The following is an 18871-nucleotide window of genomic DNA, read 5'->3' as shown; positions in this document are numbered from 1 at the left end:
TGATGACACTCTCGTGTCAGAGCGGCGCAGTCATGCTCTCTAACCACGTTTTGGCCTCCGGCGACAGTCTTGACGAAAGATTCTCCCAACATGTCGCATGGTAAGTATCTAGCCACGCACGTTCTTGTGGTGTCAAAAGGGCGGTTTCTATCAGCCTGCGATCAATCGGTGTCCATGTGAGTGTTTCAAATCCGTACATGGTACGGTGATCGTCGCCGCCCTCTGGCGTGTCCACAGGAGAGACCACAATCAGGTTCTCGATCCGGATGCCGTAGGCGCCTTCTTTGTAATAGCCAGGCTCGTTCGACAGAATCATCCCTGGCTCCAGTGGCAGCGTCGAGGCGCGCGAGATGCGCTGAGGCCCCTCGTGTACGCTCAGGTAAACACCAACGCCATGGCCGGTGCCGTGGTCATAGTCCAGTCCCACTTGCCACAGCGCGTTGCGGGCCAGAACGTCCAGATCACGGCCTGCAATCCCCTTGGGAAAACGCGCCATGCTGATTGCGATCATCCCCTTGAGCACGCGGGTAAAGCGGTCTTTGTGCTCTGCTGTGGGGGTGCCGATGGGCATAGTGCGGGTGATGTCTGTGGTGCCGTCGGTGTATTGCGCGCCGGAATCAACCAGCAGCAGGTCACCGTCTTGGGCTGTTCGGTTCGACTCCTCGCTCACACGGTAATGGACGATTGCGCCATTCGGTCCGCTGCCAGAGATGGTCTCAAAGCTGATCTCGCGCAACTGGTTTGTGGCCGCACGAAAGCCCTCTAGCGCTTTGACGACATCAATTTCGGTAAAGGTCCCGGGCGTCTGCTGATCGAGCCAACACAGGAATTCCACCATCGCTGCACCGTCGCGCAGGTGCGCGGCGCGGGTTGCGGCGATCTCGGCGTCAGTCTTGCAAGCTTTGGGCAGGACACAGGGGTCATCGCCCCAAGCAATGCTGATCTCGAAGCTTTCCAAAACCTGCTGGACCAGCACAGGGACAGAGGTTTTGTCGAGCCGAACAGGCCCGCTAAGCTGTCCTAATGCCCCCTCAAAGGCGTCGAGCGGCGCGATGCTGATGTCGGGATCAGGACCAAGAGCTTCGAACTTTGCAGGGCCCGCGAACAGGGCAACACACGCGTCGTCAAACACAATCGCAAAGCATTGGACAACTGGGTTGTGCGCGATATCCGCGCCGCGAATGTTCAGCATCCAGCAGATGCTGTCGGGCAGTGTCAGGACGCACGCAGCATGGCCTGCCTTTCGCAGGGCCTCTGCCACCATCTCGCGCTTCTCGCCAGAAGTCAGGCCCGCGATCTCGACGGGGAAGGCTTCGGCAGGGGCCGTGGGTCGGGCAGGGCGATCAGCCCAGATGCGGTCGACAAGGTTATCGACCGGCTTCAGACCGATTTCGGTGCCTGCCAGCGCGGCTTCGATCGTTTCGATCTCGCGCGGGGTGTGGAGCCACGGGTCATAACCGACCAAGCCGCTATCTAGGTTTTCTAACAGCCAGTCTCCCGCCTTGGTTTCAGGCCAAGGCACGGGGGTAAAGCAGTCGGCGACCTGCGACTTGACCTGCACACGGTAGCGCCCGTCGATAAAGACGCCTGCTTTGTCCGCCAGCACCAGCGCAAAACCAGCCGAGCCCGTGAACCCTGTCAGCCAGGCCAGTCGGTCATCGCAAGGCGCCACGTATTCACCCTGATGGGCATCGGCGCGGGGCACCAGAAATCCGGCCAGCCTTTCGGCAGCCATTTGTTCGCGCAAAGCAGCCAGACGCGGCGGCCCCTGTTCCGGCCGCGCGGTGACCGCGAAATCTTGAAAACTCATCCAGCTCTCCGGGTGCTGTTCTTGATCCCCATTACGCGCGCACGCGCACGGGGGTCGGAGTCAAAGAGGCTCGCCAGCTGTTCGGTCATCGCACCGGCCAACTGTTCCACATCAGTGATCGTGACCGCACGTTCATAATAGCGGGTCACGTCGTGCCCAATGCCGATCGCCAAGAGCTCCACCAGCTTGCGCTTCTCGACCATTGCAATCACGTCACGCAGGTGCTTCTCAAGGAAGTTTGCGGGGTTCACCGACAGGGTGCTGTCATCCACGGGTGCGCCGTCCGAAATCACCATCAGGATCTTGCGCGCCTCGGGGCGGGCCAGCATTCTGCGGTGAGCCCATTCCAGCGCCTCACCATCGATGTTTTCCTTCAGCAGGCCCTCTTTCATCATCAACCCGAGGTTCGGACGCACGCGGCGCCACGGGGCGTCGGCATGTTTGTAGATGATGTGGCGCAGATCGTTCAGACGACCGGGCTGCTGGGGGCGTCCCTGTTGCAGCCACGTCTCGCGGTTCTGGCCGCCTTTCCAGGCACGGGTGGTGAAGCCCAAAATCTCGACCTTGACGTTGCAGCGCTCTAGCGTGCGGGCCAGAACGTCGGCGCAGATGGCCGCAATGCTGATCGGACGGCCGCGCATCGAGCCGGAGTTGTCCAAAAGCAAAGTTACAACGGTATCGCGGAATTCAGTGTCTTTCTCGACCTTGAAGGACAGGGGTGTCGTGGGGTTTGCAACCACGCGGGCTAGACGACCAGCGTCCAGAATGCCCTCTTCCATATCGAAAAGCCAACTGCGGTTCTGCTGCGCCTGTAGACGGCGCTGCAACTTGTTCGCTAGACGGCTGACAGCCCCCTTCAGCGGCTCGAGTTGCTGGTCCAGATAGGCGCGCAGGCGTTCGAGTTCTGCGGGGTCGGCCAGATCTTCGGCGCGGATTTCCTCGTCGAATTTGGTCTCAAAGACCTTGTAGTCGGGATCGGCCTCGGAATGCGGGGCAGGGGGCGGAGGGTCCATGGGCGCGTCGCCCTCTGGCAACTCGGTCTCCTCGTCCAGCTCCAGCTCGGAGTCTTCCTCCATCGAGACTTGGGCCTGCGCCTGATCCATCTGCTGATCCTGAGACCGCTCTGGTTCAGCTTCGCCCTCGTCGCTTTCGCTTTCCTCGTTGCCGTCGGACTCGGGGCTTTCGTCCTCTTCCTGTTCTTCTTCCTGCGCCTCGTCATCTTCGGACTCGTCGTCCAGATCGTCGGGGTCTTCACCCAACTGGTCGCCATAGCCCAAATCGGTGATGAACTGGCGGGCGAACTTGGCAAAGGCCTGCTGGTCGGACAACACGTCGTCGATGCCTGTCAGAGTCTCGGACCCTTGGCCCTCGAGGAAGTCGCGCCATAGGTCGAGCGCGTTGTCCGCGCCCGCGGGCAGGTCGCGACCCGTGGCTAGATTGCGTACCAGATAGCCGGCAGCGACGGACAACGGAATGTCCTTGGCCTCGGTCACCTGTTCATATGCGCGGGTCTTGGCTTCGTGGGCGATTTTGGCGTCGATGTTGCCTGCAGTGCCGGGCATGTCGCGCGCGCCCATTGCCTCGCACCGCGCAGTTTCCATCGCCTCGTAAATGCCACGGGCCATGTCACCTTGGGGGATATAGCGCGCTGCGACCGACGCATCGTGGTAGCGGCTACGCATGGCGAGCGCGTCCGCTGTCCCGCGCGCGATCAGGACCTCGTCCCGGGTCATGCGGCGGGAAATTTGGGGCAGGCGCATCGAGTCGCCGGACATTCCTGCCGGATCGACCGAATAGCTCACGGTCAAATCGGGGTTTTCCGACATGACGCGGGTGGCTTCGGCCAGAGCCTTCTTGAACGGATCGGCGGGGTTGTCGGACTTCTTCATGGTGCCAGCTTTCGGAGGACGTCGTTCATCCTCCGCAACCTAGACCCACAAGGGCGGCTTGACCATAGCACCTGCCTAAATCCTTAGGACAAAAGCAGACCTTCGCATTCTTCGATCCGCTTCCCGAGCATGTCGGACGCCCGCCGCACTCGGCCGGGATCGACAGAGTATTGCACCTCTGTCAGTAGATGCGCGATTTCGGACCAGCCGGTCGCCTTCCACTTCACGGGCATGTTTTCCGGCATCTCCTCGGCCAGTGCGTCCGGCAGAAGAGCATCGACAAGGGATTGGAACCCTTCGACCTGATTGCGCATGGCGCTGCGTTTGCCTCGGTCCATCTCGCGATGATCCAATGACATGGCTTCGTAACGACCCGCACAGGTCGCGAATAACTGGACCCGTTGATGGGCCCAAAAAGGAAGGGCGGAGGGTGCTGTCCCTAATACACACAAGAGGGCCGCAGCACCGATCCGGCATAGGGCTCTGTGTTTCATGTAACAAGCGTATGACGCTTGTCCAAAAGGTCAAATAAGCCAATCGTCGGAAAACCTATCCAAATGGGGATGCCCTCTGGTTTTCCTGACCTCTATGCCGCGGCGCAGCCAAGAAAAAAGGGCCGCCCGTTGCCGAGCGACCCTCTCAATTCCGTATTTTGGCCTTAGGCCAGAGCGACGCTTGCTGCGCTTTCGGGCAGTTCTTCGTTGAAGAGGCGCTGGTAGAACTCGGCAACGGTCTGGCGTTCCAGTTCGTCGCACTTGTTCAGGAATGTCAGGCGGAACGCATAGCCCACATTGCGGAAGATTTCTGCGTTCTGGGCCCATGCGATCACGGTACGGGGGCTCATCACAGTGGACAAGTCGCCGGACATGAATGCTTTGCGTGTCAGGTCGGCAACGGTGACCATCTGCTTGATGGTCTTGCGGCCTGCCTCGGTGTTGTAGTGCGGGTTTTTGGACAGAACGATGTTGGTCTCGGCGTCGATCGACAGATAGTTCAGGGTCGCGACAAGCGACCAGCGGTCCATCTGCGCCTGGTTGATCTGCTGGGTGCCGTGATACAGGCCGGTGGTGTCCCCCAGACCCACAGTGTTCGCAGTCGCGAACAGGCGGAAATAGGGGTGCGGCTTGATGATTTCATTCTGGTCCAGCAGCGTGAGCTTGCCGTCGGTTTCCAGAACACGCTGGATCACGAACATCACGTCTGCGCGGCCCGCGTCATATTCGTCGAACACGATCGCGACGTTGTTGCGCAGCGCCCAAGGCAGAATGCCCTCGTGGAATTCGGTGACCTGCTTGCCGTCTTTCAGCTTGATCGCGTCTTTGCCGATCAGGTCGATCCGGCTGATGTGACTGTCAAGGTTGACGCGCACGGTGGGCCAGTTCAGGCGGGCTGCGACCTGCTCAATGTGGGTCGATTTGCCGGTCCCGTGGTAGCCCTGCACCATCACGCGGCGGTTCTTTTCAAAACCTGCAAGGATCGCCAGAGTGGTGTCGGGATCGAACTTATAGGTGGGGTCGAGCTCTGGGATGCGGTCGTTTTCCTCGGCAAAGCCGTGGACGATCATGTCCGTATCAATGCCAAAAACATCACGTACGGAAATCTGTTCGGTCGGTTTCACCACAGCTTCTTTGCGGTCGCCCATCGCTGTCACCTTCTTGCTTTCAAACCTTCACTTGCGTGGTGCACCATAATGCGCGGGGCTACAAGGGAAAGAGCAATCTGCGAAGTTTCTTAGACGCAGATTGGTGGTGGGCCGCTTATGTGCTGGGTTGGTGAGCACGGCCGACGTGGTGCCGTGAGTATTTTCGCAAAGCAGAAAGGGCAGTGGAGCAGCAAAAAGGCCGCCTGAAAGAGGCGGCCTGTTCACAATTAGCGGAAGTTCCGGCTGTCCTTGATTTGGTCCCAAGCCCAGACGACCTCTTGCAGCTTTTCCTCGTCCGAGCGGTCACCGCCGTTCATGTCAGGGTGCAGGACCTTGATGAGTGCCTTGTAAGCTTTGCGGATCTCGGCCTTGGTCCAGTGGTCCTTGGCTTCGAGGATCTCGATCGCTTTGCGTTCGGTCGGGGGCAGTTTGCGCGTGTGGCCGTTGGCCGACTTGCCGGGATTGCGGGTCGCGTTTTGGCCCAGAACCTGGTGGGGGTCCTCAATGCCAAGGCGGGCCCAGGCCCGCTGCTCGGGGTCGGACATCGGCTTGGTCTTGCGTTCCCAGACTCGGTCCTTGCTGCGCTGCGCGTTCAGCTCTGCCTCTGTGGTGCCATCAAAGAATGACCATTTCTGGTTATACTCGCGCACGTGGTCTTTACAAAACCACAGGTATTCATCCAGCACATCGGGCGCTCGGGGCGCACGGTACTTTCCGGCCTCTTCGCAGCCGGGGTGTTCGCAGTTGCGGGTAGATGTCTCGGATGCACCGGACATCCCGCGGCGACCGCGCGGGTTTTTCTTCTTGGCAGAAGAGACGGACATATCGAAACCAAAGGGGTCGTCGCGTTTGATCATGGGCATTCCCTTTTCGACTCGGACGAGAGAGTTTAAACCGACTGACGCCGGATTGAAGGGGGTAGACGAAAAAAATGTCTAATACGGATGGGCCTGTTGCGGCCGAGATGCGGTCAAGGTTGGAAGCGGCGTTTAAACCGCAAGTGATTGAAATTGTGGACGATAGCGAGAGCCATCGCGGCCACGGCGGCTATCAGGAAGGTGGGGAGAGCCATTTTATTGTGACTCTGGTGAGTTTGGAGTTTGCGGGGATGGGGCGTGTGGCCCGTCACCGTGCGGTGCATGCAGCGATTGGCAAGGACCTGATGGGTCGCATCCACGCGCTGGCGCTGAACCTGAGCGACGGGCGCTGACGCTTAGTCCTTTTTCTTGGGTGATGCAAAGAGCCGCTGGGCACGAGACAAGAGGACGTCATTCGGGGCGTCCTCTTTGTCCAAGGTCGGCTCGTCGGGTTCGAATTCGCGGATTTTCTGGCCTTCTTGGACGGTCACCTTGGCGTTGCTCAGCTTGGGCGAGACGCGCACATTGGTGATCGTCGTTTTCGCACGCTCGGCCTTCAGAGGCTTCTCTTCCTTGGGTTCGGGCGCAGGCTCGGGATCGGCCTTCATGGTCGCGCCAAGGGGCTGGGGCGTGATGGTTGTGACTTCGGGTTCTGCTACGATTTCAACGTCTTCGGACGGAATCTCGCGGCGGAAAACCAAGAGGCTCTGGAACACGGTCTTGGTGCCGCGCAGGCCCTCGCGGACCTCCATGGGCAGGGTGTCGGCGCGGTGATACATCCAGCCATCCTGCGCTAGATCGTTCATCAGTTCCTCGACCGCATGGGCGTAACGCGCCTCGTTGGTCTTGAGGCCGGGGACCTTGGGACCTTTGGTCGGCGCGGGAATCACGCGGAATTCGTACTGGGCCATGGAAACTGTCCTCTTGTGAACCGAGGCCGCTGTATATCTGCTCATGCTGCACCCGCCAAGGGTTCGCGAACGCCTTCACACAACTTTGCGGCAGGTTGCTGCCGACTCAGGAGCGGTCTGTTCATTCCTTGTTACAGATGCTGTGCAGAGCAGCACTCTGGGGCCCGTGTTGGACCCTTGGGTCAGGGCTGTTTTGCGTATGGTTTACGTATGGCTGACGTATGTACGTTGGGTGTGGTAGAAAACAAGAATATTGAATCTCACTTCTATATTGAGTCATATCGAGTTGAGTGGTCCGCTTTTGTCTTTGGATTGGAACTCGAGATGTTTTCTTCAAATCTGAGTGAGCAGGAGATTCTGCTTCGAATTTATGAGTTCAGAAAGAAAGTTCGAGCTGGAATCAGTGACAAAGAATGCTTGGATGCAGTTACAGGAATTTTTGGTGACGTTTACTCGTTTCCGACGAAAACTGGTGTATACCCAGTCGGCCAACACTTCATGCGCGCGAGACCTATTGGCGATAACGAAACCCAAATTCCATATTCTACCATCAAGACAGTTCACGATGCTTGGGAGCCACCTAGGGATCGTGTGTGTTACCAGGGTAGGTTAAATTCAATCGGTGAGAGTCTCTTGTATTGCTGCCCGAATGATCCAATTCTCGCGATACAGGAAGCTCGTGCTGAGGAAACAAAGCAGGTGGCATTGATGGTTTACCGCAGCACCAGACCAATCAACGTTGCTACGATAGGGGGCTACAGGGCATCGCGATTGCCAAAAGATAAATTGACCGAAATGTTCTATCTCTTTTTAGAAGAAGAGTTCGGTCGAGATGTGCCTAAGGGGCAAGAGCAAATATATTCAATTACAAGAAATATTGCGCAAACTTTCTTCTGCCATCCGGAGCAGGATGCGTATTGCTATCGATCAGTTCAAAGCTCTGAGAAGTTCAATGTAGCGTTTCTGTCTGGGAGGGCGAAGTCATGCTTGGATTTGCGTGGTGTCCTTATTTGCGATAATCAAGCCTCTACTGACAAGGAGTTGAATGTTAGATTTGTCGTCTCCTTTTTGAATTCTGGGGAAGCCGTGTATCATCGAGTAGGTTCCATTGCGCAAAAGGCTCTTTTTCCTGAAATAGGGTAGCGTATTCGATTGATCGAGAATGCTCGCACCCTCGATGGGAGAGAATAAAAAGGCGCCCCGATCGGAGCGCCTTTCGCATTTCCAGATGTCGCCTGAAATCAGAGGCCCAGTTTGGCCATGACCAGCTCGTTGACGGCCTTGGGGTTGGCCTTGCCGCCGGTGGCTTTCATGACCTGACCCACGAACCAGCCCGCCAGTTTGGGGTTGGCTTTGGCCTTTTCGACCTGCGCGGGGTTGGCCTCGATCACTTCGATCACGGCGGCCTCGATGGCGCCGGTGTCGGTGACCTGCTTCATGCCGCGCTCTTCGACGATGGCTTCGGGGTCGCCGCCTTCGGTGTAGACGATTTCAAACAGATCCTTGGCGATCTTGCCCGAGATGGCGTCCGAGGAGATCAGGCCGACGATCTTGCCCAGTTGCTCGGGCGAGACGGGGCTGTCGGTGATGTCCTTGTCGTCCTTTTTCAGGCGGCCAAAGAGTTCGTTGATGACCCAGTTCGCGGACAGCTTGCCGTCGCGGCCTGCGGCCACGGCTTCGAAGTAGTCGGCGGCCTCGACCTCGGCGGTCAGAACGGAGGCGTCGTACTCCGACAGGCCCAGTTCGGTGACAAAGCGGGCTTTCTTCTGGTCGGGCAGTTCGGGCAGCGAGTCGCGGATGTCGTCGATGAAGCTGTCATCGATTTCCAGCGGCAGCAGGTCGGGGCAGGGGAAGTAGCGGTAATCGTGCGCCTCTTCCTTGGAACGCATGGAGCGGGTTTCGCCCTTGTCCGGATCGTAGAGGCGGGTTTCCTGATCGACTTTGCCACCGCCCTCGACGATCTGGATCTGCCGGCGTGCCTCGTACTCGATGGCCTGCTGGATAAAGCGCATGGAGTTCATGTTCTTGATCTCGCAGCGGGTGCCGAGGTGGCCGAAATCGCCGGTTTCGATGAACTTCTCGTAGGCGCCCTGACGGCAGATCGACACGTTCACGTCGCAGCGCAGGTTGCCGTTCTGCATGTTGCCGTCACAGGTGCCCAGATAACGCAGGATCTGGCGCAGTTTGCCGACGTAGGCTGCGGCCTCTTCGGGGCCACGGATGTCGGGGCGGCTGACGATTTCCATCAGCGCGACGCCGGTGCGGTTCAGGTCCACGAAGGACATGTTGGGGTCCATGTCGTGGATCGACTTGCCCGCGTCCTGTTCCAAGTGGATGCGTTCAATGCGGACTTTGCGCGCGACGCCGGGGCCCATGTCCACGATGATTTCGCCCTCGCCCACGATGGGGTGGTAGAGCTGGCTGATCTGGTAGCCCTGCGGCAGGTCGGGGTAGAAGTAGTTCTTGCGGTCAAAGGCCGACCACTTGTTGATCTCGGCATTGATGCCCAGACCGGTGCGCACGGCCTGCGCCACGCAGTATTCGTTGATCACGGGCAACATGCCGGGCATGGCCGCGTCCACGAAGGCCACGTTGCTGTTGGGCTCGTTGCCGAATTTGGTCGATGCGCCCGAGAACAGTTTCGCGTTCGAGCTGACCTGCGCGTGCACCTCAAGACCGATGACCAGTTCCCAATCGTATTTGGCACCGGCGATGACTTTGGGTTTCGGGGGCTCGAAGGTCAGATCAAGCATGGGGGCCTCGTTTGGCTAGCGGAATCCAATGGGAGGCGCGGGTGCGCCTGCTGTTGCCAGAGGGATTAGCCCATGCGTGCGGGGGGATCAACGGGCGCTGTGGTTTGTGGCCCGTGTTAGCCCAGCTGTTTCACCCATTTCGGGCGGCGGGTGTTCTGCCAGAGGTCCACGGTGGGGGCATAGCGGCCGCCCAAAGCCAGCGTCGCCTCGCGCAGCATTTCGATGCCCTCTTCGGATTTGACGGGCAGGGCGCGGGCCGAGATCGGTTCGCCCACGGTGATGCGGAAGGGCTGGCGGTGCTTGTTCAATGTCTCGTGGAACAGGGTGATGTCCCGCAAGGTCGGGTGGATGAAGTCGAACAGGTAGAACAGCGCCGAGTTGCGGGCGCGGATGTTCACCGGAATGACGGGCAGATCGAACTTGCGCGCGATCATCGCGGCCGAGGCCATCCACGGGCGTTCGTGCAATTTCAGTTTGCGACGCTTTGCCAGACGGCCCGAGGGGAAGATCACCCCAAGGCGGCCTGCGTCCACGGCCTTGCGCGTGTAGGCCATCGTTTCGCGGGTTTTGCCGTGGCTGCGTTTGTCCTTGCGCCATTCGACGGGAGCGATCATCGCGTCGAACTGGGGCAGGATGCGCAGGATGTCCGAGTTGGCGTAGAAATACGCATCTTCACGAACGTTCTGGATCACGTGCTGCAGGATGATCCCGTCTGCGATCCCCGTGGGGTGGTTCGCCACGATCAGGGCAGGGCCAGAGGCGGGGATATTGTGCAGGCCGGATGCTTCGACGTCGCGGGCCAAGAGGCCGGCCATATGCTCCATAATCTGCGGGGCGGGCATGTTCTGGACATGCTCGCCGATGCGGATGGTGCGGTCATAGCTGAGCATGGAATTCAGAAGGCCCCGCGCCACACGGGTGCCGGGGCGGTCTGCGAACAGCCAAGGGGCGCGTTCCGAAATCAGAGGGTCAATGCGATCTTTCATGTCCGAGTCAGACACCAGAAATTCTTGAAGGTAATGTGACAACCGCGAAGTAGGGCGATTGTTTCCTAGGCTAGTAAAAATGGTGTGACGGGCAAAGCGCTGTGCCGCGATTTGCCCGCCGTGGGCGAGGTTATGCCGCCATAATACGTTCAACCATCTCTGTTACGTCGCGGGACAGGTCGGGTTTTGCCGCGATGCGTTCCAGCTGGTCGCGAATCATGGCCTGACGGTCGGCGTCATAGCGTTTCCACGTGTCGAACGCGCTGCACATGCGGGCGGTGGTCTGGGGATTTACCGTGTCCAGTTTGATCAGCCAGTCGGCCATGGTCCGGTAGCCATCGCCCGAGGGATGGTGGAATCCGGCGGGGTTTCCGGCCAGTGCGCCAAAGACCGCGCGGAAGCGGTTGGGGTTCTTCATGTCGAAGTCGGCGCGTTCGGTCAGGGTCTGGGCGACCTGTGCGGCGTCCTCTGGCTCTGCCAGCATGACCTGAAGGCCGAACCATTTGTCCATGACCAGACGGTCGCCGTGCCACTGCTGTTCGAACTTGGCGAGCGCGTCGGCGCCAGCCCCTGCGCGGATCAGGCAGGACAGGGCCGACAGCTGCTGGGTCATGTTGTCGGCAGCGTCGTATTGGGCCTGTGCGGCTGCGCCGCTGTCGAGCTTGGTCAGCAGGGACAGGGCGGTGTTGGCCAGCGCGCGTTTGCCCGATTGCTCGGCATTGGGCAGGTAGGATTCGGTGACCGTGTTCGCTTCTAGCAGGGCGGGAAGGTCGTCCTTCATATGCTCTGCGATGGCGCGGGACAGGGTTTTGACGGCCGCGTAGATCGCCATGGGATCGGGGGTCACGCCGCTGGAAAACAGGGTCTGCGCGATATCGTCTTGGGACGGCAGGGCCATGGCCAGGGCGCGGAACGCGGGGTCTTGGGTGTCGTCGAGGGCCATTTGGCGCAGCGCGTCAAGGAAGCCTGTGTCGGGCTTGGTCCCTTTGGTGATCATGCGCACCAGCACGTCCTTGGCCAGCGCGCGGCCCGCCTCCCACTTGTTGAAGGGATCGGTGTCGTGCGCCAAGAGGAAGGCGCGTTCCTGATTGTTGGTGTCGCGGTGCAAGACCACGGGCGCGCTGAATTCCCGCAGGATCGAGGGGATGGGGCGTTCGGTCAGGCCGTCAAAGCTGAAGGTCTGCGCGGCCTCGGTCATTTCCAGCAGCGTCGTCGGCACGATTTCGGAGCCGTCATGGGCCAAGAGGCCGACCGCGATGGGGATGACCAGCGGCAGTTTGTCGGGCTGGCCGGGGGTTGGCTTGGTCTCTTGCTTGAAGTGCAGGTTGTATTTGCCGTTCACCCATTCCTCGGTCACGGTCAGGTGGGGGGTGCCCGCCTGCGTGTACCAGCGCTTGAATTGGGTCAGGTCGCGGCCGGTGGCATCCTCGAACACGGCGATCCAGTCTTCGATGGTGCAGGCCTGCCCGTCGTGGCGCTGGAAGTACATGTCGAGCGCGCGGTAGTAGTCGGTTTCGCCCACCAGACGGAAGAGCATCCCGATGACTTCGGAGCCCTTATCGTAGACGGTCGCGGTGTAGAAGTTGTTGATTTCCTGATAGGATTCGGGGCGCACGTTGTGAGCCAGCGGGCCTGCGTCCTCTCGGAACTGGCGGGCGCGCAGCATCAGCACGTCGCTGATCCGTTTCACCGGTTCACTGCGCATGTCCGAGGTGAACTGCTGGTCTCGGAAGACGGTCAGCCCCTCTTTCAGACAGAGTTGGAACCAGTCGCGGCAGGTGATGCGGTTGCCGGTCCAGTTGTGGAAGTATTCGTGGGCGATGATGCCCTCGATCCGTTCGAAATTGGCGTCGGTCGAGGTTTCGGGAGAGGCCAGAACGGCAGAGGAGTTGAAGATGTTCAGCCCCTTGTTCTCCATCGCGCCCATGTTGAAATCGTCCACGGCCACGATGTTAAAGAGGTCGAGGTCGTATTCACGTCCGTAAACATCCTCGTCCCATTTCATCGAATCCTTCAGCGCTTGCAGGCCGAATTCGGTTTTGCCCTCGTCGCCCGGACGGACCCACAGGTTCAGGGCCACCTCGTTGCCGGAGCGGGTGGTAAAGGTGCCGCTGGTGGCGCGCAGATCGCCCGCGACCAGCGCGAACAGATAGGCGGGTTTGGGCCACGGGTCGGACCATTCGGCCCAGCCCTCGCCCTGATCCACGGGGTTGCCGTTGGACAAGAGGACAGGCAGGTCGCCCTCGATCCGGACGTGGAAGGGGGCCATCACGTCGGGGCGGTCGGGGTAGTAGGTGATCTTGCGAAAGCCCTCGGCCTCGCACTGGGTGCAGTACATGCCGTTCGACATATAGAGCCCCTCGAGCGCGGTGTTGGTGGCGGGGCTGATCTCGACTTCGGCTTCCCACGTGAATTCGTGGTCCGGCACCTCGGCGGTTAGGCCTTGGGCGGTCAGGGTCGGATTGGCGTCGTGCCCATCAATCTTGGCGCTGATCAATTTCAGCTGTTCGCCATGCAAAAAGAAGCTGCGATCGGTGGTGTCGGGGTTGGGCACAAAGTGGATGCGGCTGATAACGCGGGTTGCCTCGGGCGCCAGTCGGAAGGTCAGGCTGACCTCGTCGATCAGGAACGCGGGGGGCGTGTAGTCGGACAAATAGAATGTCTGGGGGGCAGCGTCTTTCATCGCGTCTCCTAAAGTCTTTTGGGTTCGAGTGTGGAACCTGACCCCGACTCTATGTGTTGTTTTGTGGAATGGAACCACCAACTCGGAACAAAGGAGAATTTTCTCATGTCTGCACCGGACACCAACCTTGACCGCCAGAAGAAGCAACATAAACCCTCTTTGTGGGGCATCGGTGCCGCCGGTGTTTTCGGCGTCGCGCTTCTGTTGGTGATCGTCATGGTTTCTGTTGGCGCGAACGAGAAAGTCGCCGAAGATGGCGCGCCGTCTGACACTGCCCCCTCTGCTGTTGGCGTCGAAGAATAACGGGGGGCCTGTTGGCCGCAATCGTCTGGTTCAAAAGGGATTTACGGGTTGTTGACCACCCTGCGCTGACCTATGCGGCGGCGCGGGGCGACGTCTTGGCTCTGTATATCGTTGAGCCGGAGCTCTGGGCGCAGAGTGATGCGTCCGGTCGCCAATGGGCATTTGTTTTAGAGAGTTTGAGAGAGCTGCATGTGGCCTTGAAAAGGCTGGGTGTGGCTCTTTGTGTCCGTGTGGGGGACGCGGTGGATGTGCTGGAGGATTTGCGCGTCCGGCACAAGATCACAGAGGTCGTCGCCCACGAAGAGATCGGCAATGGTTGGACCTATGCCCGCGATCTGCGGGTCGGCGCTTGGGCGCGGGGGACGGGTGTTCAGTTCACGGAATTGCCCCAGACCGGCGTTGTGCGGCGGCTGACCTCTCGCAATGGCTGGGCGGGTCTGCGGGACCGGTTCATGAGGCAGGATGTTCTGCCTGCGCCCGTGGGTCTGCGCGGGATTGCGGCAGCGTCCGATCCGATGCCTGATCTGGGGCTCGTCGATCCTTGCCCCGATCGGCAGAAGGGCGGGCGGTATGAAGGGCTGGCCTTGCTGGACAGTTTCCTGACCCTGCGCGGCGAGCATTACCAGCGGCAGATGTCGACGCCCTTGCAAGGGGCCGTCGCCTGTTCGCGGATCTCGCCGCATCTGGCGTGGGGGACACTGTCTGCCCGAGAGGCGGAGGCAGCGGGCGCCGCGCGCAAGCGGACCGCTGTTGGCGGGTGGAAAGGGTCCCTGAGGGCGTTTGAGTCGCGGCTCGCGTGGCGGGACCACTTCATGCAGAAGCTTGAGGATGAGCCCGCGATTGAATACCGCGCCATGCACCCAGCTTACCAAGGTTTGCGAGAGGACGACCCGACTCTCCGCCGCGCATGGGAGCGGGGCGAGACGGGGCTGCCGTTTCTGGACGCTTGTATGCGGTCGCTGGCCGCGACGGGGTGGCTCAATTTCCGCATGCGATCGATGGTGATGGCGGTGGCGAGCTATCACCTTTGGCTCGATTGGCGGCACACGGGGGCCCATCTGGCGCGGCAGTTCACCGATTACGAGCCGGGGATCCACTGGTCTCAGGTCCAGATGCAGTCGGGCACCACGGGGATCAACACGCCGCGCATATATAACCCGATCAAACAGGGGCATGATCAGGACCCCACGGGCACGTTTACCCGACGGTGGCTGCCGGAATTGGCTGCTGTACCCGATGCCCTGCTTCAAGAGCCTTGGAAGTGGGAGGGCGCGGCCAAGCTGGCCTATCCCGCGCCTGTGGTGGACGTGCCTGCCGCTGCGCGCGCGGCCCGCGACCGCATCTGGGCGATCCGGCGCGATGCGGGGCACGCCCCCGCAGCCGCCCGCGTGATTGAACGGCACGCCAGCCGTCAGGACAGCGCCCGCCGGTTCGTCAACGACCGCAGCCCGCGCAAACGCGGCGGCGATTCCCGACAGATGTCATTGGACCTGTGATCATGGCCAAGATGCGCCGCAAATCCGATCTGCCGTCAAAAACCTGCGTCACCTGTGGGCGCCCGTTCTCATGGCGTAAGAAATGGGCGAAGGTCTGGGACGAGGTCCGCTATTGCTCTGATCGGTGCAGGGCCGAACGCCCCAAAGCTGGCCAGCCCCCAGAGCGCCAGTAGCACCAGATGGAACGCGCAGATGCGGTTCAAGCGGCGGGCAAAGGGTTGTTTCGTCGTCTTGTGGGTGAACACTTTCTGACCCGCTTTGGCCCCAACACTGCCGCCGATAAAGGCCAGAAAAAGCAGGCGAAATTCCGGTGTGCGGCGCTTTTTCAGAATGGCGCGCAGCTTGTCCCAGCCGAACAGCAGGAACGTCAGGCCGTTCAGGGCCAAATAGGCGATCACTGCCCAAGTTTGCGGCGCCACGTCTAAAAGTCCGGAAAATCCCTGCACAGCCCACCCTTTACTTGCGCACTTTCTTAGCGGCGCCGAAAAGCCTATCTTTCTTTTGACCCAATCGGAGGAACACTATGCCCCGGCCCGTTGTCGGCATCATTGGAAACCACGCCCTGCTGGACACCAGCTATCCGGTCCACGCCGGAGGCACCATGAATTCAGAGGCCGTCGCCGATGTGTGTCGCGCGATCCCGCTGATCGTGCCTGCCGATCCGCGCTACGTGTCCGTCTGCGATCTGATGGAGGCGTGCGACGGCTTTCTATTGACCGGCGGGCGGCCGAACGTCCACCCCGAAGAATACGGGGAAACCTGGACCGAAGCCCATGGCACGCCCGACCGCGCCCGCGACGCGATCACTTTGCCTTTGGTGCGGGCCTGCGTGGAACGCGGTCAGCCCATTCTGGGAATTTGCCGTGGTTTCCAAGAGGTGAACGTGGCCATGGGTGGATCGCTTTATCCCGAAATCCGCGATCTGCCCGGGCGGGATAACCACCGGATGCCTCCCGATGGCACGATCGAAGAAAAGTTCGCCCTGCGCCACGAGGTCAGCTTTACCGAGAATGGCCCGTTTCACCGCATGATGGGCGCGCAAAAGGTGATGACGAACACCTTGCATGGCCAAGGGATCAAGGACGCAGGCCAGCGCATCGTGATCGACGGCTACGCCCCCGACGGCACGCCCGAAGCCATCTATGTCAAGGACGCACCGGGCTTCACAATGTCCGTCCAATGGCACCCCGAATGGAACGCCGCAAACGATCCGGTCTCACGCCCGCTCTTCCAAGCGTTCGGCGAGGCTTTGGCCGCGTGGCACGCCCACCGCAGACCGCAAAAGCTGACGGCCTAAGCACTCTGGGCTTCTTTTTTCCTCAAATTCTCTGCGGCTCTGCGCGCGCCGCAGTCTCAGCGTTTGTGGATCACCGCAACCTGATCACGGCGCTTCTTGTCGTACCTGACCTGAAACATGAAAACGCCAGAGATATCTTGGCGATGCTTGGCAAATTCCGCTGAAATCTCGGGATCGGAATGGGTAAAGACACCTGTTTTTGCATATTCCGAAAACAAGGCTGCGGTCTTGGTGATCCCGGGTTTTTCATAGGGCCGCGGCTGCCAGCGCAAATCCTCGATAATATACAGACCTCCGGAGGTCAGTTTCGGGAATAACTCCAGAAAGGCATTCTGCTGATGGTGCGAGGCATGGGATGCGTCGTCCAGTATGACATCCAGTTCGGGCAGGGCGTCCTTGGCCTCTGCGATTTTGGCGCGGTCATCCATGTCGCAGCGGATGAACTGGAAACGCGGGGCTTCGAACCAGCTGAAGTCAGAGACATCCAGCCCGTAAATTTCGGCTCGGGGGAAATATTCCAACCACATCCGGATTGAAGGGACATCGGTCGTTTTGCGATCCGCAGATTCGCCCATCTCTGGACCGCCGATCTGCAAGCCCATCTCGAGAAACCGCAGCGATTTGTCCCTTAGGGGCAAAAAGAGCATTTGGTAGAGTTCGCTATACCGATGCTTGGTGCTGCCTTTGTCAGAGCCATATCTGTCGGCAAGGTCGGTCAGGTTGACCTGCCCGATCCCAACGCGGGCCGAGGCAGGCAGGGGTTTGCTGTCTGGATACGTCGTGCCGCTCATCTGATGGTGCCCCTGTACTTGGTCTGCTCAAATTAACCCTTTGTTAACTTTTACAGTGGCAGTGGCATGGGGCTGCAATCAATCGCTTTGCGATATTATGGTCGAATTCTATCCATCTGGCGGTGCCTTAAGTGTTATGTCACCGCCGCGCGCGCTTTGTATTCGGGGCGGTCCCAGAGGCGGTTCTGCATGACATCTGCGATAATTTCGACCGCACGGGTGACATCTTCCATCCCGATATAGAGCGGGGTGAAGCCAAAGCGCATGATGTCCGGCGCGCGGAAGTCGCCGACCACACCTCGGGCGATCAAGGCCTGCATGGCGGCGTAGCCTTCGTCAAAGCGGAAAGACACTTGGCTGCCGCGCTGGGCGGGGTCGCGCGGCGAGGCGAGGGTCAGGTCGGGGCAGGCGGCTTCGACCCCTGCGATAAAGGCTTCGGAGAGGTCTATCGACGCGGCGCGCAGGGCACTCATATCGACGGTATCCCAAATGTCGAGCGCGGCGCCCAAGGCGGACAGCTGGATCACCGGCGGCGTGCCGCAACGCATACGGGCAATGCCTTCGCCCGCGCGGTAGGCCTGTTCAAACGCAAAAGGGGCAGCGTGGCCGAGCCAACCCGACAGGATCGGGCGGGCCATCTCTGCGTGCTGGGGGGCGACGTAGATAAAGGCGGGCGCGCCGGGGCCGGCGTTCAGGTATTTATAGGTGCATCCCACGGCGAAATCCGCATGAGCGCCGATCAGATCCACGGGGACCGCTCCGGCAGAGTGGGCCAGATCCCAGACGGTCAAAGCGCCAACTGTGTGGGCTTGGGCGGTCAGAGCGGCCATGTCGTGCATGCGGCCTGTGCGGTAGTCGACCTCGGTCAGCATCAGGACGGCGATCTCGTCGGTGATGTGCGCGGCGACGTCCTCGGGGGCGACGACTCGCAACTCGTAATCGGGGCCCAGTGCGCCAAGCAGCCCTTCGGCCATATAAAGGTCCGAAGGGAAGTTTCCGCTGTCGGAAAGCACGACTTTCCGATCTGGGCGCATTTGCAGGGCGGCGGCGAGGGCTTGGAAGACTTTGATCGACAATGTGTCGCCGACCACCACGTGGCCTGCGGGGGCACCGATCAGACGTCCGATCCGGTCGCCAAGGGCTGCCGGTTGCGCCATCCATCCGGCCTTGTTCCATCCGCCGATCAGCATCTGGCCCCATTCTTCGGTCACCGTGCGGGCGACACGGTCTGCGGTGGCGCGGGGGAGGGGGCCAAGAGAGTTTCCGTCCAGATAAACAAGCCCTTCGGGCAGATCAAAGAGCGCGCGGGTGGCGGTGAAATCGGTCATGAAAGCTCCTTTGGCGTCTGGGGGTGGATCGTGACCCGAGGACAAAGGGCCCGCAAGAGGGGACGCGGCGGCATGTGCCCCTCTGGGCATAGGCGCTGACCGCAACAATCTGCGAAAAAAGATGC

17 protein-coding genes and 1 pseudogene are annotated in these 18871 nt (G+C 60.3%); 6 read left to right on the top strand and 12 right to left on the bottom strand.

All coding sequences use genetic code 11. The features are described from left to right. Positions 1 to 16: 16 nt before the first annotated feature. The 5 genes from BM225_RS04465 to BM225_RS04445 form a co-directional block, all read right to left on the bottom strand. Positions 17 to 1810 (bottom strand): aminopeptidase P family protein, encoded by a 1794-nt coding sequence (locus BM225_RS04465; protein ID WP_072707162.1) that lies wholly within the window; start codon positions 1808 to 1810, stop codon positions 17 to 19. Then, entirely contained in the window at positions 1807 to 3699 is a 1893-nt protein-coding gene (gene cobT, locus BM225_RS04460) for a cobaltochelatase subunit CobT (protein ID WP_072707161.1), read from the bottom strand. The genes BM225_RS04465 and cobT overlap by 4 nt, the downstream gene beginning before the upstream one ends. 83 nt (positions 3700 to 3782) lie before the next feature. Next, positions 3783 to 4037, bottom strand: coding sequence for a hypothetical protein (locus tag BM225_RS04455; protein WP_143095346.1), 255 nt, complete (start codon positions 4035 to 4037; stop codon positions 3783 to 3785). A gap of 320 nt (positions 4038 to 4357) precedes the next feature. Next, positions 4358 to 5341, bottom strand: coding sequence for a cobaltochelatase subunit CobS (gene cobS, locus BM225_RS04450; RefSeq protein ID WP_072707159.1), 984 nt, complete (start codon positions 5339 to 5341; stop codon positions 4358 to 4360). Between the two features lie 227 nt (positions 5342 to 5568). After that, complete coding sequence (locus tag BM225_RS04445) at positions 5569 to 6195, bottom strand: DnaJ domain-containing protein (RefSeq protein ID WP_072707287.1); 627 nt, start codon at positions 6193 to 6195, stop codon at positions 5569 to 5571. A 77-nt stretch (positions 6196 to 6272) separates the two neighbouring features. Here BM225_RS04445 and BM225_RS04440 point away from each other — a divergent pair, with 77 nt between their 5' ends. Beyond that, positions 6273 to 6551 carry a BolA family protein gene (locus tag BM225_RS04440; RefSeq protein WP_072707158.1) on the top strand — a complete coding sequence of 93 codons (279 nt, stop codon included), beginning with the start codon at positions 6273 to 6275 and terminating at the stop codon, positions 6549 to 6551. A gap of 3 nt (positions 6552 to 6554) precedes the next feature. On the opposite strand, the gene BM225_RS04435 is transcribed toward BM225_RS04440, so the two are convergent. Next, positions 6555 to 7109 carry a hypothetical protein gene (locus BM225_RS04435; RefSeq protein ID WP_072707157.1) on the bottom strand — a complete coding sequence of 185 codons (555 nt, stop codon included), beginning with the start codon at positions 7107 to 7109 and terminating at the stop codon, positions 6555 to 6557. A 210-nt stretch (positions 7110 to 7319) separates the two neighbouring features. Here BM225_RS04435 and BM225_RS04430 point away from each other — a divergent pair, with 210 nt between their 5' ends. After that, positions 7320 to 8252, top strand: coding sequence for a hypothetical protein (locus BM225_RS04430; protein ID WP_072707156.1), 933 nt, complete (start codon positions 7320 to 7322; stop codon positions 8250 to 8252). Between the two features lie 98 nt (positions 8253 to 8350). Here the strand turns inward: BM225_RS04430 and gatB are convergent, their stop codons facing one another. From gatB to pepN, 3 genes are all read right to left on the bottom strand, one after another. Beyond that, on the bottom strand, positions 8351 to 9862 hold the full coding sequence (gatB, locus tag BM225_RS04425) for an Asp-tRNA(Asn)/Glu-tRNA(Gln) amidotransferase subunit GatB (protein WP_072707155.1): 1512 nt from the start codon (positions 9860 to 9862) through the stop codon (positions 8351 to 8353). Between the two features lie 116 nt (positions 9863 to 9978). Then, on the bottom strand, positions 9979 to 10848 hold the full coding sequence (locus BM225_RS04420) for a 1-acyl-sn-glycerol-3-phosphate acyltransferase (protein WP_072707285.1): 870 nt from the start codon (positions 10846 to 10848) through the stop codon (positions 9979 to 9981). Positions 10849 to 10978: 130 nt separating this feature from the next. After that, positions 10979 to 13531 (bottom strand): aminopeptidase N, encoded by a 2553-nt coding sequence (gene pepN / locus BM225_RS04415; protein ID WP_092463876.1) that lies wholly within the window; start codon positions 13529 to 13531, stop codon positions 10979 to 10981. 105 nt (positions 13532 to 13636) lie between these two features. On the opposite strand from pepN, the gene BM225_RS04410 reads away from it, so the two are divergent. The 3 genes from BM225_RS04410 to BM225_RS22070 are packed head-to-tail and all read left to right on the top strand — an operon-like array spanning position 13637 to position 15503. Further along, positions 13637 to 13834: a hypothetical protein gene (locus BM225_RS04410; protein ID WP_072707153.1), complete on the top strand. Its 198-nt coding sequence runs from the start codon at positions 13637 to 13639 to the stop codon at positions 13832 to 13834. 11 nt (positions 13835 to 13845) lie between these two features. Next, positions 13846 to 15330, top strand: coding sequence for an FAD-binding domain-containing protein (locus BM225_RS04405; RefSeq protein ID WP_338060986.1), 1485 nt, complete (start codon positions 13846 to 13848; stop codon positions 15328 to 15330). 2 nt (positions 15331 to 15332) lie between these two features. Then, positions 15333 to 15503: a DUF2256 domain-containing protein gene (locus tag BM225_RS22070; protein ID WP_072707151.1), complete on the top strand. Its 171-nt coding sequence runs from the start codon at positions 15333 to 15335 to the stop codon at positions 15501 to 15503. A gap of 51 nt (positions 15504 to 15554) precedes the next feature. Here the strand turns inward: BM225_RS22070 and BM225_RS22065 are convergent. Then, a pseudogene (locus tag BM225_RS22065) lies at positions 15555 to 15728 on the bottom strand (DUF1294 domain-containing protein); the annotation flags it as partial. Positions 15729 to 15853: 125 nt separating this feature from the next. Here BM225_RS22065 and BM225_RS04390 point away from each other — a divergent pair. After that, positions 15854 to 16627: a gamma-glutamyl-gamma-aminobutyrate hydrolase family protein gene (locus BM225_RS04390; RefSeq protein ID WP_072707149.1), complete on the top strand. Its 774-nt coding sequence runs from the start codon at positions 15854 to 15856 to the stop codon at positions 16625 to 16627. A 56-nt stretch (positions 16628 to 16683) separates the two neighbouring features. On the opposite strand, the gene BM225_RS04385 is transcribed toward BM225_RS04390, so the two are convergent. Further along, on the bottom strand, positions 16684 to 17418 hold the full coding sequence (locus BM225_RS04385; RefSeq protein WP_245780409.1) for a class I SAM-dependent methyltransferase: 735 nt from the start codon (positions 17416 to 17418) through the stop codon (positions 16684 to 16686). A 134-nt stretch (positions 17419 to 17552) separates the two neighbouring features. Next, entirely contained in the window at positions 17553 to 18746 is a 1194-nt protein-coding gene (kynU, locus tag BM225_RS04380; RefSeq protein WP_072707148.1) for a kynureninase, read from the bottom strand. Positions 18747 to 18871: the final 125 nt, after the last annotated feature.

This window comes from Donghicola eburneus, from assembly GCF_900115865.1.
In the GTDB taxonomy this organism is placed as follows: Bacteria; Pseudomonadota; Alphaproteobacteria; order Rhodobacterales; family Rhodobacteraceae; genus Donghicola; species Donghicola eburneus.
This window is presented reverse-complemented; position numbering and strand designations above follow the sequence as displayed.